Source organism: Bacillus sp. FSL P4-0248, from assembly GCF_038593305.1.
GTDB classification, from domain to species: domain Bacteria; phylum Bacillota; class Bacilli; order Bacillales; family Bacillaceae; genus Bacillus; species Bacillus safensis.
In genome coordinates, this window is sequence record NZ_CP151983.1 from 887,305 (window position 1) to 901,809 (window position 14,505).

Below are 14,505 nucleotides of genomic sequence, written 5' to 3' on the forward strand. Positions count from 1 at the left end.
AGAATGAACCAAACAAAGATTTTAAAAAATGTTTGGTGGTGTCTGTGTGAAACAATTATTAGAGAAAACTTTAGAAGACAGGCTGGCGTATTTAATCAATGACCGTGCAATCAAACAGCCGCAGCTTATGTCTGATGTGGAAGCAGTAGAGCGGAAAAAAGAGCTTTTTGCTAGAAGACAGGTTGAGATTGTGAAGGCGAAAGCAAAAACAAAACTTCTCGATTCAGCCATTCAAGATGATGGGGCTCAGCATGTGCAGTACCTTGCTCATCTCACATATGTATGCAAGGATGTAGACGATTCTTTTTATTTAGAGGAACAGGTGGAAAAAAGAGAAGCGTTTCTTTATAACAACATGCTTGTTAAAGATCGGATGATGTTAGAAGAGCGGCAAAGGGAAGAGCATATGGATGAGCGCTTTCAGACCGAAGAACAATTCGGGAGAGCCTTTCATTATGACCGGCGGGCAGCCGTGAAGTATGCGGAGACATATTGGAATAAACGGAATCCAGCCTATAAAAACTTTGAAGATAACTGTACAAATTTTATTTCACAATGTTTGAAAGCAGGGAACGCGCCAACGAGAGGGTATCCAAACCGCGGGTCTGGCTGGTGGGTGCGTCCGCATACGTGGAGCTATAGCTGGACGGTGGCTCATTCGATGAAAAATTATTTAGCGAATTCGAAAGCGGGTTTGAGAGCAAAGAAACTCAAAGAAGCCCACGAGCTTCAAATTGGTGATGTCATTTGCTACGATTTTGAAGGTGATGGAAGGTATAATCATACAACCATTGTCGTTGATCATGACAAAGGCGGAATGCCTCTTGTGAATGCACAGACGTATGACTCCCGCATGCGCTATTGGTCATACGAGGATTCGACTGCCTATACACCTGCTATTCGATATATGTTTTTTCACATTTTGGACGATGCCGCGAAGGATAGTTAGTGGTATAATGTTGAGCGGAAATGAAAATTAGAGGTGAACTTTTTTGGGACTTCATGTCGTTTTATATCAACCAGAGATTCCAGCTAATACTGGAAATATTGCGCGTACATGTGCAGCAACAAATACAACCCTTCATCTGATTCGTCCGCTTGGTTTTTCGACAGATGACAAAATGCTGAAGCGTGCAGGACTCGATTATTGGAAATATGCCAATGTGGTCTATCATGATTCACTTGATGAATTATTTGAGGCACATCCGAAGGGGCAATTTTTCTATATCACAAAATTTGGCCAAAAGCCGCATACAACATTTGATTACTCTCAGCTGGATGAAGACTATTTCTTTGTGTTTGGAAGAGAGACAAGTGGATTGCCAAAAGATTTGATTGAACAAAATATGGACCGTTGTCTTCGTTTACCGATGACAGAGCATGTTCGTTCTTTGAATCTGTCGAATACGGCAGCCATTCTTGTATATGAGGCACTTCGCCAGCAGCAATATCGCGATCTCATATAAGATCATGATTAAAAGCCGAGATACTGATCTCGGCTTTTTTATATGAGTTAAGAAACAGAAAGATGAAAAATATGACTTAATTATACTTTTTTTGACATGTTAAAAAATAGGTAGTATGATAGATTGTGATCACGTTTTCAAAAAATGATGAATCCATTAGGAGGAATAATGAGATGAAAAAGCTACTGATCACTAGTGCCATTAGCTCAGCAATTTTAATGGGGACGCTTCCAGTCAGTATTCCAGGACTCTCTCAGACGCAGGAGATAGAAGCAGCGCAGTTATCAAAAGGGATTGGCGGGCGTACTTATATCAATAGTAACGGATCCATATTGGTCACAAAAATTCAACTCCCTTCCACAATGAGTGTGTCAAATGGTACAGCTTATATTTATTCTGGATTCACAGGTTCAAAAGAAGCGGATATTGGTCTTCAATACAGTTCAACCTATAATGTGTGGAAACCTACGATGAAAGTAGGAGCAAATAATCAAGAGACATATATCGAAGGAAAAGATGACTTCACGTATACAAAGGGATTTAAACCTGGAAGTACTGTTCAAATGACGATTTATAAAAATTTGAATGGGCATACAAGAGCGACGTTCTGGGGCACAAATAATGTTGGTTATACCGGCCGCATTATTACAGAAATTCAAAACTCAAACATTGGCTCTGTGACCAAGTGGAAACTACTGTCGACGGTAGCAGTAACTGACGATATTTATCGAAAAGACATTCGGGCGAATTTCTCTACTCGTTTTACTGACATCACATTGGATAATCGTGCCGTTACACCTGTGGTCGATACGCAAGACTTTACGAAGGTGCAAGTGTCAGGGAATACAGTGAATATGCAAGTGCTGAAAACAACGAACTAAATGAAAAAGGATGTTCCGCAAATGGAACATCCTTTTTTTCATTTACCAGGCTTGCCTTCGTAGCCAGCAGTGAAAATGGATACTAAAAACGTAATGATGACGCCCATCATAATGACCGTTCTCATATAAGCTCCCCCTTATCCCTTTGTTCCGTTCGCTGCCTGTTTCATATGATGTGAAGTTCACCTTGAAAAGCAGGAGAAGAAAATCATTTTTCTCCTATTTTTCCTTTATTATGAAGGGTCTTGCGGATGGTTGTCAATTCAGTTTGCCAATTCGTCATTTTGAAGAACGAAAGCATGTAATAGGACGCCTCCGCATAGATTGTAAAACAGTATCTGATTTCTAGCTTCAATCTTGAAAGAGGAGGTTCATATGGATATTTTAAAGAAAATCGAACAGCACAGAGAAGAAGAGCAGCGTCTGAAATGGGAAGGCACATTCAGCGATTATTTAGACATTATTAAGGAAAATCCACTTGTCGCTCAATCTGCTCATTCTCGCGTTTATCATATGATTAAAGACAGCGGGATTGAAGAGGAGAATGGGGTCAGAACCTACAAATTTTTTGATCAGGAGCTGTTTGGGTTAGAGGAATCACTCGAAAGATTAGTGGAGGAATATTTTCACCCTGCTGCAAAGCGGCTGGATGTCAGGAAGCGTATTTTATTACTGATGGGACCAGTAAGCGGGGGAAAATCGACGCTTGTCACTAGATTGAAAAGAGGACTTGAAGAATATTCACTCACAGATCATGGCGCAGTCTATGCGATCAAAGGCTGCCCTATGCATGAAGATCCGCTTCATCTCATTCCGCAAAATCTGCGGGAGGATTTCTATAGAGAATATGGGATTCGTGTGCAGGGGAATTTGTCGCCTCTGAACATGATGAGACTAGAAGAGGAATATGGCGGCAGAATTGAGGATGTAAGGGTCGAGCGGATCTTTTTCTCTGAAGATAAACGGACCGGCATTGGTACCTTTAGTCCGTCTGATCCGAAATCTCAGGACATTGCCGATTTAACAGGAAGCATCGATTTTTCAACCATTGCTGAATTTGGATCAGAGTCAGATCCCCGCGCCTACCGCTTTGATGGAGAACTCAATAAAGCAAACCGAGGGATGATGGAGTTTCAGGAGATGTTAAAGTGTGATGAGAAATTTCTCTGGCACCTTCTGTCATTAACGCAGGAAGGAAATTTTAAGGCAGGAAGATTCGCCTTAATTAGTGCAGATGAATTGATCGTCGCCCATACGAATGAAACCGAGTACCGGTCGTTTATTTCAAATAAAAAGAACGAGGCGCTCCATTCAAGAATTATTGTGATGCCAATTCCTTATAACTTAAAGGTCACAGAAGAAGAACGCATTTATCATAAAATGATTTCAGAAAGTGATGTCTCAGATGTGCATATTGCCCCGCATACGCTGAAGGTAGCAGCAATGTTCTCCATTTTGACGAGACTGAAAGAGCCGAAGCGTTCTGATATTGATTTGGTGAAAAAAATGCGTCTGTATGACGGAGAAAGTGTCGAAGGCTTCCAATCAGTCGACATTGATGAGATGAAAAAGGAATTTCATGACGAAGGGATGAGCGGAATTGATCCGCGGTATGTGATTAACCGAATTTCATCTACCATCATTCGAAAGAATATGGAATCGATCAATGCACTGGATGTCCTTCGCTCCTTAAAAGAAGGGCTCGATCAGCATCCGTCTATCTCCAGCGAGGATCGGGAGCGTTATTTGAATTTCATTTCAGTCGCGCGAAAAGAGTATGATGATATTGCGAAGAAGGAAGTGCAAAAGGCCTTTGTGTATTCCTATGAGGAGTCTGCGAAAACGCTGATGGATAATTACTTAGATAATGTCGAGGCATACTGCAATAAAAACAAGCTGCGTGATCCGTTAACGGGTGAAGAAATGAATCCTGATGAAAAGCTCATGCGTTCAATTGAGGAGCAGATTGGTATTTCTGAAAACGCCAAAAAGGCATTTAGAGAAGAAATTCTGATTCGTATCTCGGCTTATGCGAGAAAGGGAAAACGCTTTGATTATAATTCACATGAGAGATTGCGGGAGGCCATTCAGAAGAAGCTGTTTGCTGATCTAAAAGATGTGGTGAAAATCACGACATCGACGAAGACACCGGATGAACAGCAGCTGAAGAAGGTCAATGAAGTAGTGGCTAGATTAATTGATGAGCATGGCTATAATTCAACAAGTGCAAATGAACTTTTAAAATATGTAGGCAGTCTTCTGAATCGATAATAAATGAAGGAGGCATTATTGGCGCATCAGCACCGGTAATGTCTTTTTTAGAAATGATCGTCAACTTGGATGACGAGCAGCATAGGATAAAGGAATCGATGGCTAGAAGAATTGTGCAAATAGGTGAGGAGGGGGATGGATGTCCCGGCAAGAAAAAAGTCAGTTTATTGTGTCTCAGGAAGACTGGTCCCTCCATCGAAAAGGCTATGACGACCAGCAGCGTCATCAGAAAAAAGTCAAAGAGGCGATTAAAAATAATTTGCCGGATCTTGTTACAGAAGAAAGCATCATCATGTCGAATGGAAAAGATGTTGTGAAAATTCCGATCCGTTCATTAGATGAATATAAAATTCGGTATAACTACGACAAAAATAAACATGTGGGTCAAGGCGATGGAGACAGCGAGGTTGGCGATGTTGTTGCGCGTGACGGCTCAGACAGCAAGCAGGGTCAAGGAAAGGGGCAGGGTGCTGGAGATCAAGCTGGTGAGGATTATTACGAAGCAGAAGTCTCATTAATGGATCTCGAGGAAGCACTGTTTCGTGAACTGGAGCTGCCAAACCTCAAGCAAAAAGAGCTTGACGACATCATTGTTGAACAAATTGAGTTTAACGATATTCGCAAAACCGGGTTAACAGGAAATATCCACAAAAAACGAACGATGCTGTCGGCATTTAAACGAAATGCGATGACAGGCAGTCCTTCCTTTTATCCGATTTACCCAGAGGATATCAAGTATAAAACGTGGAATGAAGTGACCAAACCAGAGTCGAAAGCTGTCGTTTTGGCGATGATGGATACGAGCGGAAGTATGGGGCTTTGGGAAAAATATATGGCGAGAAGTTTTTTCTTTTGGATGACACGTTTCTTACGGACAAAGTATGAGACGGTCGATATTGAATTTATTGCCCACCATACAGAGGCGAAGGTGGTAGACGAAGAACATTTCTTCTCACGGGGTGAGAGCGGGGGGACCATTTGCTCGTCTGTCTATCGAAAGGCACTAGAGCTCATAGACGAACGATACCCGCCGTCGCGATATAATATTTATCCTTTTCATTTTTCTGATGGTGACAATTTGACCTCAGACAACGCCCGGTGTGTGAAACTTGTTTCTGAGATCATGAAAAAAGCCAATTTATTCTGCTATGGTGAAGTCAATCAATATAACCGGCATTCTACGTTAATGTCAGCATATAAACACATTCAGGATGAGAAATTTAAGCATTATATTTTGAAGCAAAAATCAGACGTTTTTCTCGCACTAAAAAAATTTTTTCAGCAGGAAGAAGTTCATTCATAACGAGCACATTTGAAAAAACCTTTCAGCATAAGGGCTGAAAGGTTTTTTGTGTGGAGAAGGAAAGGATCGCCAAAAAAAAAGTAAAACTTTCTCTTTGACATTTCAATTTTCATTTATTAATATTTAATCTTGTTAAATATAAGTTTTTCAAAAAAGATGCCGATCGTCTTTTCTTCTTTTTCTGCTCTTTGCTCATAAGTGAACAATAAGTATAAATGGGCTGCACACCATGATAGGGGCGGGAGTAGAAGAAGGGAAAAGGACAGAGTGTTGAGCTTGTTTCATATTCTGTCAGATGATGGGCATTCTAAGTTTGCTAAAGCAGATGACACTATATTTTTATACATGAAAGGAGAAACAAAACATGAACAGAGGGCGTTTATTGCTAACGAACATTATTGGCCTTATTGTGATTCTTGCCATTATTGCCGGAGGTGCTTATTACTACTATGAAAGCACAAACTTTGTCAAAACAGATGAGGCAAAAGTGACAGGTGACATGTATCAAATTACAGCACCAGCAGCTGGACAAATCAAAGGCTGGGATATCAACGAAGGTGACGAAGTGGAAAAAGACAGCACAGTTGCAAAAGTTGAAGGACAAACAAAAACAAACATTAAAGCAGTGGCTGATGGCACATTAGTCAAAAAAGAAGTACAAAACAATCAACAAGTGCAGCCTGGTACAGTTCTTGGTGAAACAATTGATTTAAGCAAGCTTTACATCACAGCAAATATTAAGGAAACAGATATTAAAAACATTGAAAAAGGCGACAAAGTCGACATCGTTGTAGATGGAGATCCTGATACAACATTTGAAGGAACTGTTGAACAAATTGGTTATGCGACAAACTCAACATTCAATATGCTGCCAGCAACTAATTCAAGTGGCAACTATACAAAAGTAACGCAAAAAGTAGCAGTGAAAATTTCAATTAAAAATCCATCAGACAAAGTGCTTCCAGGTATGAATGCTTCTGTCAAAATTTCATCTTAATGATGATTGATATCAAAATATGAAAGGAGGTTGTCTGAGATGGCAAATCAACCTGCAACGACAAAACAGGGAACAGGCTCCTTGTCTTTACTGATCATTTTAATGGCCGGTTTGTTCGTAGCGATTTTAAACCAAACGCTTTTGAACGTAGCTATGCCCCATTTAATGACAGAATTTAATGTGAGTGCAACGACGATTCAGTGGCTGACAACAGGCTACATGCTTGTCAACGGTGTGCTGATTCCGTTGTCTGCGTTTTTAATCACACGTTTTGGACAGCGCAGCTTATTCCTAGTGGCTATGATCTCGTTTACACTAGGTACATTTATTTGCGGCATTGCGCCAAACTTTTCAACGATGCTTATTGGCCGTTTGATTCAGGCTGTCGGCGGCGGTATCTTACAGCCGCTCGTTATGACAACAATCCTTTTTATTTTCCCTCCGGAAAACAGAGGGAAAGGAATGGGGATTTTTGGTCTTGCGATGATGTTTGCTCCTGCAGTAGGACCAACATTATCTGGTTACATTATTGAACATTATTCTTGGCGTATTATGTTTTATGGACTTGTGCCAATCGGTGCGATTGTCATTATCGCGGCTTTCTTTATGTTTAAAAATATTGTAGAGCCTAAAAAAATCAAGCTGGACAGTCTTGGTGCGATTCTTTCAATCGTCGGTTTTGCTTCCCTTCTATACGGTGTGAGTGAAGCAGGAAGTGATGGTTGGACAGATCCGATCGTCTTATCTACGATTATTATTGGTGCGATTGCGATCATTCTCTTTATTTTCCAACAGTTGAAAGTTGATAATCCGATGCTTGATTTCCGCGTATTTAAATACAGCATTTTCTCATTATCAAGTGTCATTAACATCATTATTACGGTTGCTTTATATACGGGGATGTTCTTACTTCCGATTTATCTGCAAAACCTCGTTGGGTTTACGGCATTGCAATCTGGGCTATTAATGCTTCCAGGGGCACTCGCGATGCTCATTATGTCCCCGATTTCAGGGATCTTGTTTGATAAATTTGGACCTCGTCCGCTTGCCATTGTGGGGATGCTCATTACCGTTGTCACGACGTATGAGTTTACGAGGCTGACCATTGATACTTCCTATAGTCACATTGTGCTCATGTATGCAGTACGCGCATTTGGTATGTCACTCTTGATGATGCCGGTTATGACAGCAGGGATGAACCAATTACCGCAGCACTTAAACAGCCATGGTACAGCGATGTCTAATACATTAAGACAAATTAGTGGTTCCATTGGTACGAGTTTGATCACAACGATTTATACGAATCGGACGACATTCCATTATTCCAATATGGCGGATCAAACAAATACTGCGGACCCGTTCTTTATGAATTCATTCCAGGCGGCTGTATCGAATGTGATGCATCATATGGGCATGACAGCAGAAGCTGCTCAAAAATATGTATCTACCCAGCTCTTTACAAAAGCACAGGTTGATTCAAACGTGATGGGCATCAACGATGCTTACATGTGGGTGACATTATTCTGTGCCGCTGGTGTCATTCTCAGCTTGTTCCTGCGAGATGTTCGTAAGGATAAAAAGCGAAAAGAACAGCAGCATAAGAAACAAGAAATATCACTGCTTCCGGCACCTAAGGAAGCTAACCAAGATGCAAGATAAGTGTGGAGGGACCGTACATGAAAATTTATGTTGTATACGATAGTGAAGGTGACCATACAAAAGCACTTGCAGAAGCGATTGCAGCAGGCGCAGGTGAAACAGAGCAAGCTGAAGTATTCATTGATCACGTGAAAGATGCAGACATTCGCAAACTCGATCAAATGGATGCGATCATTTGGGGCTGCCCTGGTCACTTTGGTACCATTAGTTCTGGGTTAAAGACATGGATTGACCGTCTCGGCTACTTATGGGCAGAAGGAAAACTAATCGATAAAGTCGGTGCTGTTTTCTGTACAACTGCTACAACACACGGCGGTTTAGAAATGACAATGCATAATTTGATTACACCAATGTTCCACCAAGGAATGCTTGTTGTCGGCCTTCCTGGAAATGTTCCAGAGAATGCTTTATACGGCTCTTACTATGGAGCTGGTGTGACATGTCCGATCGATTCAGATGAATTGATTTCGACTGAAGGCATTGAACTTGGAAAAGCACTAGGAAGACGTGTAGCATCAGTCACTGCATCATTTAAGCGATAAGGAGAGGGTTCTTTTGGCGACGATTATTGTAGCATTAGTAGCTGCTGTTCTAGTCATTATTGGATTAGTAGCGTTCAATGTCAGACACGCATCAGCCGATAAGGAAGAGATCAAAGAAGATGTCTCCAATCAGCCTGACGTGCCGCATAGCGAGCCAGAAGCTGTGGCGAGACCTGTAGAGCCTGAAGTTGAAAAAAAAGCGTCAGAGCCTTCTCGAACGGATGATGCTGCGTCTGGCGACGATTTCTATAGACAGGCGCTTCAAAAGTTTAAACAGCCAGAACCACCTGTCAAAGAAGAAGAACCAGAGACAAAAATGAATGATGATATGTATCGTTCTGCTTTGCAGAAGCTAAAGCAGAAGGACAAATAAAAAAGAGAACCTCTCAACAGGTTCTCTTTTTTTATGGCACAAAAAAACCGCCGGCAGAAGCCGGGCGGTTTTCCTTCACTCTATAAAGTGCTAAAAGAGCAGATGCTCTTAAATTACGCTTTGTTAACGTTAGCAGCTTGTGGTCCACGGTTACCTTCAACGATTTCGAAAGAAACTGATTGACCTTCTTCTAAAGTTTTGAAGCCTTCGCCTTGGATAGCAGAGAAGTGAACGAATACATCGTCTTGACCTTCTACTTCGATGAATCCGAAACCTTTTTCAGAGTTGAACCATTTTACTTTACCTTCTAACATGAAATTTCCTCCTAAAGCGATCTTAACGCTTAAATTCACTATTCTTGCTCTTACACAAACTTCAAAGACGAAAACTCTTTCAAAACTTTCTTCTTAAAGATGATACGAACAAAAATAATTACCTTTACTTTACCAGTGTTTGCGGGAAAAAACAACTGTTATACGAAAACTTTTTTAAAAATAATTAGTGCTAACAAATTGAGGAAAATGCCTATGTTAAATGGTCTTTTTTTCTCTCTGAAAAGCTCACTTGATTTCGGCCAGACTCCTTCGCTTTATAGAGCTCCTGGTCAGCTATAATTGGTAATTGCTTGATGTCTGCACTCGTTCCATGAGAATAAGCACATCCAATTGATACCGTAGTGTGAATGGACATACCATTTTTTAAATAAATCGGCTGATCGGCTATTTTTTTTCGTAAGCGTTCTGCAATCTGCCATGTTTTTTCAATTGTACAATTTGGTAGAAGGACAGCGAATTCTTCACCGCCAATCCGACCAATATAATCAGAGCTTCTTGTGTTTTTAATCAGCCTTGTACCGATTTCTTTTAAAACAATATCTCCCTCATGATGCCCATATTGATCATTGATGGTTTTGAAGTAATCGATGTCTAGGTAAATAAGGGACATTTGATGGATAGGCTGCTTCAACTTCTTAGTAAAAGCTTCTCTTAATACCTCATCGAACTTCCGTTTATTTAAAACACCTGTTAAAAAGTCATAATGAGCTTGGAATTTATATAAATTTAACAGCTGATATGCTTTTGTTTGATGTTCAATGACATAAAAGTTAAACAATCCAGCAATATATGAGAAAATCCAATATGTAGAATGCAGCTGAAATGATGTCTCATGCACGATCAAGATGAACAGGCTTGTGGCAACCACATTACCAATCGTAATGGATAACAGCATTTTCACAACATGATTCATATGACGCTCTGCAATCAAAAAAGAAGAGGCTGCGATAAACATCATGGAAAAAATATTGATGGAAGAAGCGATGTTGGCTTCAATTAATAATCGGCCAATGATCACAATAAAAGCTGCAATCATTGTTTGGGCGATGCCTCCATAAAAGGCCGTTAAAATAAGGGGAATATGTCTTAAATCGATGATCGCTGGTCCTGTTTTAATAGAGAAGAACATTAAAAGGACACCGAGTAACCCAGAAAGCATGCCTTTGCATATTTGCCTGAGCAAGGTATCTTCTTTCTTCAGAAAATTCTCTTTAAACACAAGCATAAATAAATAATGGAAAGTGACAAGAATTGTTAAATTAATAAAGAGGTCTCTTAGCAAAATAGAATCACCTTTTTAAAATTACTAAAATTTGTTGCAAAAGAAAAGGGGAAAAAGGATAATTAATAAAAATTTTAATGATGAGGAATTGAAGAAAATGCGGGGAAAACGCTTTCCAGATCAAACGGACTGGCTTTCTTTTTTTGAAAAAATGCCAGATGCCTGATTTGAAAAAGAAATGCCGGTTGAATATCAAGATTTGACGTTTCGGTTCGAGAATCAGGAGGAGCGATTTGTTGTGAACATGTCGCTTGCTATGCAGGAGTTTACCTTAAAGGTCGTTCGAAAAAAGACCGAATCCGTTTTAGGAATATATGATTTTAAAACAGTCCAGCATGTAGAGATTAAAAAAGATCGGAAGGAAGAAAAGGAGCTGTTGCTGATATTAGAGCATCGTGACGACTTCATCACAACAATCGAAATCACATTTCTACCTTCCTTTTGTCTTATGGTCAAAGAACATTTTTCAGGAGAATAAACAGGAGCCTCTTTTTATGAAGGCTCCTGTTTTATTATTTGTGCTCGATGTCATTGATGACTTGCTGGATCGATTCATCATCCATCACATTCATCACACTTTCATCAATGTGAAGAGATTGCGCATAAGATTCTCTTGGCTGATGAGTTCTTGATGGTGATTGGTGCTGGTTCGTTTGATTTGGCTGGACAGCTGTGAATGCCTGCTTGATCATTTGGCCAACTTCACCTGTTCCTTTTGATTCCTTATGTGAGCGGGACTCATGACGAGATGAATCTTGGTGCTGATGGTTTGCGCCTTTCATCATTGAAGACATATTCATTTGTGTCATGCTTTTCAGTCTTCTTCGTAAAACCGGGGAGAATAATGCAATGATTGCTGTTGATACTGCGATCATTGCGCCAGTGCTCATACCTTTTCTTTTTTTAAACAAACGAATCCCTCCATTTGATCGTGATGATCTTTCATCAAGTTTAGGATGACCAATCACAGCTGAATTATGAATTCATTTTGCGGAAAGAGAGGATATGTGCATAAAAAGCCGGCTGGATGAAAAACCTATGAGCAAAAGGAGGGAATAATTGATGAATAAGAAATGGATGCTATCTTTACTGCTCGTGCCAACATTAATCACCGCTGGGTGTGGAATGAACAACCAAGGCGATGAGCGTAGAGGAACAATGAAAAGGCAGTATGAAAATGTCACATATAAAAATGACAACATGAGACAGGATCAGCCAGATGTTCAAACACCTCAGAAGGTCAAAGTGGCAGATAAGGCGTCAGAGCTTGTAGCCAATATGTCTGAAGTGAAGACAGCAAACGTGCTTGTCACAGGAAAAAATGCATTTGTTGCCGTTGTACTTGAAGGCAATAAAAGCGGTGATGTGACGGACGATCTGAAAAAGAAAATTTCAGACAAAGTCAAATCAACGGATCAACAAATCGACAACGTGTATGTATCTGCTAATCCAGACTTTGTCGATCGTATGCAAGGTTATGGAAAACGTATTAAAAGCGGAGAGCCGATTTCAGGATTTTTCGATGAATTTACTGAAACGGTTAGACGTGTCTTCCCTGAATCAAAATAGCTACGACAAAAGCCGTATGTCATATGCGGCTTTTTTGTTTGGAACCGCACCTCGCGCACCTGACTGCATAAAGTAAAAAATATATCACCTCTTGTTGATCTTTGTTTCTTCATAGAGAGAGAAAGAGGGTTCAGGATGAATTCAGGTGGGGAGCAAATGAAAGCAGGGCCGTCATTGATTCATAAAAAACTTGTAAGCGGGATGATTGCAGCAGGTCTGATTTTTTATGCTTTCACCGCGTACTTGATTTATGTTGCGTTTCAGCTGACAGGACAATATTTGGAGCAGTCTTCTCCTAAAACGGTTATCACGGAGGGACTCAATAAGCAAGTCTATGAACATATTCGAATCTACTATGCAGAGGAAGAGGATGCTTTTGTTGATCTGACCATAGAGGCCATGAAGCAGGCAGAGAAGAGGACAGCGTCAGTGTTTCAATTTGAAGCTGACAGACCTTTAGACGTTATTTATTTTGATGATAAAGAGACGATCGAACAAATCGCTGGTATCAAGCATATTACGGGATTTTACTCCGATCATGATCAAATGATTGGGTTATATCCAGATAAACGGGAAGCATTATTGAAGAAAGAGACACTGCCTTTATACTTTTTCAATACGCTTTTTATTCATGAGTATGCTCATTTTGTTTTCTATGAAAAGGTCCATTCATATGAAGTATCTCCAGGCATTTTTCCGCTTTGGTTTCACGAAGGAACAGCAGAGTGGACGGCCTATGATGTGTTAAATGCTACGTCTGAACGCTTCGATGTAATTCCATTTCAATCTCTTCATTCTGATCAAGACTGGCAGAACTCCCGGGTAACGTATGAGACAGATGTCTATTTACAAAGCTATTATATGATCTATGAGCTGGTGCAGCTTTACGGACGAGACATCATACATGAGATCATGGAGGAAACTGCGAAAACGGGCCAATTTGCTAGCGGTTTTGAACAGGCGACGGGGGAGAGGCTCACAGATTTTGAAGAACAGTTTAAAGTGATGTATCAAAGAAAAAACGGCTGACCAGAGAAGGGGTCAGCCGTTTTTTTAATGAAGCGGTTTTTGTTGATCTGCCTTGCTAGGAGGCATTTGAACCTGCCCCTGAAGCGGTGCAAAAGCTGACGTCATGGCTGTCATATCTTGTTTGGAAAGCTGAGGAACTTGATAGTAGCCATGCTTGTTTTGATACAAGAAAATTTCATATGCCATTTCGATAAAGTTCGGAATCTGCGCAGCAAGCACACGTCTGACAACAGGATTTGTTACTTCTAATGCGGACATGGAAAGTAGCCCAGCGTGTGATTTGACTAGGCTGAGCATATGTCCTGTGATGCCTAAGTCTTTTACATCCTGTAATGACTGATTCGGCTTCTTCGGCTGAGAAGGTTTGATTCCGTATGTCACTTGTGTGTGTTCTTTCATCATATAAGTAGCGGTTTCTTCACTAGGCTTTTGGCCTGTAGAAAAACAATCTACAGTGACATTGTACTGTGATAAAACGAACTGATATTGTCGATCCAGGATGTCGCATAATGCAGGATCTTGAATAAATTGCCGCAGGATCATATATTGATCCAAAATATTAATCGTGCCGGCTAAAATTTCATGTAAATCGAATAACTCATGCCCGCCATGGTTGAGCTCAGGCTGCTGAGCGCTTCCTTGAAACATTGGCTGCTGATCGTTTTGCATTGATATTCCTCCTTCTGTTTATACAATCTGTTTTAATGTGAGGATATTTTCTCGTTTTCATGCAAAAAACATTATTTACAATTAGAGGGTTTTCTTTCTTTTTGTCGAAAAAAAGTATCAGACGAATGA

Annotated in this window: 16 protein-coding genes; 12 read left to right on the forward strand and 4 right to left on the reverse strand. The window is 40.4% G+C overall.

The window, feature by feature from the left end:
- Window positions 1-46 precede the first annotated feature (46 nt).
- The 9 genes from NST65_RS04465 (at window position 47) to NST65_RS04505 (ending at window position 9,492) form a co-directional block, all read left to right on the forward strand.
- A complete protein-coding gene (locus tag NST65_RS04465) occupies window positions 47-949 on the forward strand; it encodes an amidase domain-containing protein (protein ID WP_111927042.1) in 903 nt (300 codons plus the stop codon).
- A 43-nt stretch (window positions 950-992) separates the two neighbouring features.
- Window positions 993-1,466: a tRNA (uridine(34)/cytosine(34)/5-carboxymethylaminomethyluridine(34)-2'-O)-methyltransferase TrmL gene (trmL, locus tag NST65_RS04470; RefSeq protein WP_034282301.1), complete on the forward strand. Its 474-nt coding sequence runs from the start codon at window positions 993-995 to the stop codon at window positions 1,464-1,466.
- Window positions 1,467-1,639: 173 nt separating this feature from the next.
- Window positions 1,640-2,347: a YrpD family protein gene (locus tag NST65_RS04475; RefSeq protein WP_034282300.1), complete on the forward strand. Its 708-nt coding sequence runs from the start codon at window positions 1,640-1,642 to the stop codon at window positions 2,345-2,347.
- Window positions 2,348-2,722: 375 nt separating this feature from the next.
- A complete protein-coding gene (locus NST65_RS04480) occupies window positions 2,723-4,618 on the forward strand; it encodes a PrkA family serine protein kinase (RefSeq protein ID WP_024425326.1) in 1,896 nt (631 codons plus the stop codon).
- A 139-nt stretch (window positions 4,619-4,757) separates the two neighbouring features.
- On the forward strand, window positions 4,758-5,921 hold the full coding sequence (gene yhbH / locus NST65_RS04485; RefSeq protein ID WP_034282299.1) for a sporulation protein YhbH: 1,164 nt from the start codon (window positions 4,758-4,760) through the stop codon (window positions 5,919-5,921).
- A 364-nt stretch (window positions 5,922-6,285) separates the two neighbouring features.
- The gene (locus tag NST65_RS04490; RefSeq protein WP_024425324.1) at window positions 6,286-6,918 is read left to right on the forward strand and encodes an HlyD family efflux transporter periplasmic adaptor subunit; all 633 of its coding nucleotides are present in this window, start codon (window positions 6,286-6,288) and stop codon (window positions 6,916-6,918) included.
- A 39-nt stretch (window positions 6,919-6,957) separates the two neighbouring features.
- Window positions 6,958-8,577 carry a DHA2 family efflux MFS transporter permease subunit gene (locus NST65_RS04495; RefSeq protein WP_034282298.1) on the forward strand — a complete coding sequence of 540 codons (1,620 nt, stop codon included), beginning with the start codon at window positions 6,958-6,960 and terminating at the stop codon, window positions 8,575-8,577.
- Between the two features lie 17 nt (window positions 8,578-8,594).
- A complete protein-coding gene (locus NST65_RS04500) occupies window positions 8,595-9,119 on the forward strand; it encodes a flavodoxin family protein (RefSeq protein WP_024425322.1) in 525 nt (174 codons plus the stop codon).
- A gap of 13 nt (window positions 9,120-9,132) precedes the next feature.
- Window positions 9,133-9,492 carry a hypothetical protein gene (locus NST65_RS04505; RefSeq protein WP_034282297.1) on the forward strand — a complete coding sequence of 120 codons (360 nt, stop codon included), beginning with the start codon at window positions 9,133-9,135 and terminating at the stop codon, window positions 9,490-9,492.
- Window positions 9,493-9,605: 113 nt separating this feature from the next.
- Here the strand turns inward: NST65_RS04505 and cspB are convergent, their stop codons facing one another.
- Window positions 9,606-9,806 carry a cold shock-like protein CspB gene (gene cspB / locus NST65_RS04510; protein WP_008349061.1) on the reverse strand — a complete coding sequence of 67 codons (201 nt, stop codon included), beginning with the start codon at window positions 9,804-9,806 and terminating at the stop codon, window positions 9,606-9,608.
- Between the two features lie 211 nt (window positions 9,807-10,017).
- The gene (locus NST65_RS04515; protein WP_065214165.1) at window positions 10,018-11,109 is read right to left on the reverse strand and encodes a diguanylate cyclase; all 1,092 of its coding nucleotides are present in this window, start codon (window positions 11,107-11,109) and stop codon (window positions 10,018-10,020) included.
- Window positions 11,110-11,347: 238 nt separating this feature from the next.
- Here NST65_RS04515 and NST65_RS04520 point away from each other — a divergent pair, with 238 nt between their 5' ends.
- Window positions 11,348-11,587, forward strand: coding sequence for a hypothetical protein (locus tag NST65_RS04520; protein WP_227001710.1), 240 nt, complete (start codon window positions 11,348-11,350; stop codon window positions 11,585-11,587).
- A 34-nt stretch (window positions 11,588-11,621) separates the two neighbouring features.
- Here NST65_RS04520 and NST65_RS04525 read toward each other — a convergent pair whose 3' ends face one another.
- The gene (locus NST65_RS04525) at window positions 11,622-12,020 is read right to left on the reverse strand and encodes a hypothetical protein (RefSeq protein ID WP_024426613.1); all 399 of its coding nucleotides are present in this window, start codon (window positions 12,018-12,020) and stop codon (window positions 11,622-11,624) included.
- A 151-nt stretch (window positions 12,021-12,171) separates the two neighbouring features.
- On the opposite strand from NST65_RS04525, the gene NST65_RS04530 reads away from it, so the two are divergent.
- Window positions 12,172-12,678, forward strand: coding sequence for a YhcN/YlaJ family sporulation lipoprotein (locus NST65_RS04530; RefSeq protein WP_034282294.1), 507 nt, complete (start codon window positions 12,172-12,174; stop codon window positions 12,676-12,678).
- A gap of 156 nt (window positions 12,679-12,834) precedes the next feature.
- On the forward strand, window positions 12,835-13,707 hold the full coding sequence (locus NST65_RS04535) for a hypothetical protein (RefSeq protein ID WP_034282333.1): 873 nt from the start codon (window positions 12,835-12,837) through the stop codon (window positions 13,705-13,707).
- Between the two features lie 24 nt (window positions 13,708-13,731).
- Here the strand turns inward: NST65_RS04535 and NST65_RS04540 are convergent, their stop codons facing one another.
- Window positions 13,732-14,376, reverse strand: coding sequence for a spore coat protein (locus tag NST65_RS04540; protein WP_034282292.1), 645 nt, complete (start codon window positions 14,374-14,376; stop codon window positions 13,732-13,734).
- Window positions 14,377-14,505 lie beyond the last annotated feature (129 nt).

Coding starts and splice junctions, on each gene's coding strand:
- NST65_RS04475 (WP_034282300.1), top strand. CDS start 1,640: ATGAAAAAGCTACTGATCACTAGTGCCATTAGCTCAGCAATTTTAATG.
- NST65_RS04480 (WP_024425326.1), top strand. CDS start 2,723: ATGGATATTTTAAAGAAAATCGAACAGCACAGAGAAGAAGAGCAGCGT.
- yhbH (WP_034282299.1), top strand. CDS start 4,758: ATGTCCCGGCAAGAAAAAAGTCAGTTTATTGTGTCTCAGGAAGACTGG.
- NST65_RS04490 (WP_024425324.1), top strand. CDS start 6,286: ATGAACAGAGGGCGTTTATTGCTAACGAACATTATTGGCCTTATTGTG.
- NST65_RS04495 (WP_034282298.1), top strand. CDS start 6,958: ATGGCAAATCAACCTGCAACGACAAAACAGGGAACAGGCTCCTTGTCT.
- NST65_RS04500 (WP_024425322.1), top strand. CDS start 8,595: ATGAAAATTTATGTTGTATACGATAGTGAAGGTGACCATACAAAAGCA.
- cspB (WP_008349061.1), bottom strand. CDS start 9,806: ATGTTAGAAGGTAAAGTAAAATGGTTCAACTCTGAAAAAGGTTTCGGA.
- NST65_RS04530 (WP_034282294.1), top strand. CDS start 12,172: ATGAATAAGAAATGGATGCTATCTTTACTGCTCGTGCCAACATTAATC.
- NST65_RS04535 (WP_034282333.1), top strand. CDS start 12,835: ATGAAAGCAGGGCCGTCATTGATTCATAAAAAACTTGTAAGCGGGATG.
- NST65_RS04540 (WP_034282292.1), bottom strand. CDS start 14,376: ATGCAAAACGATCAGCAGCCAATGTTTCAAGGAAGCGCTCAGCAGCCT.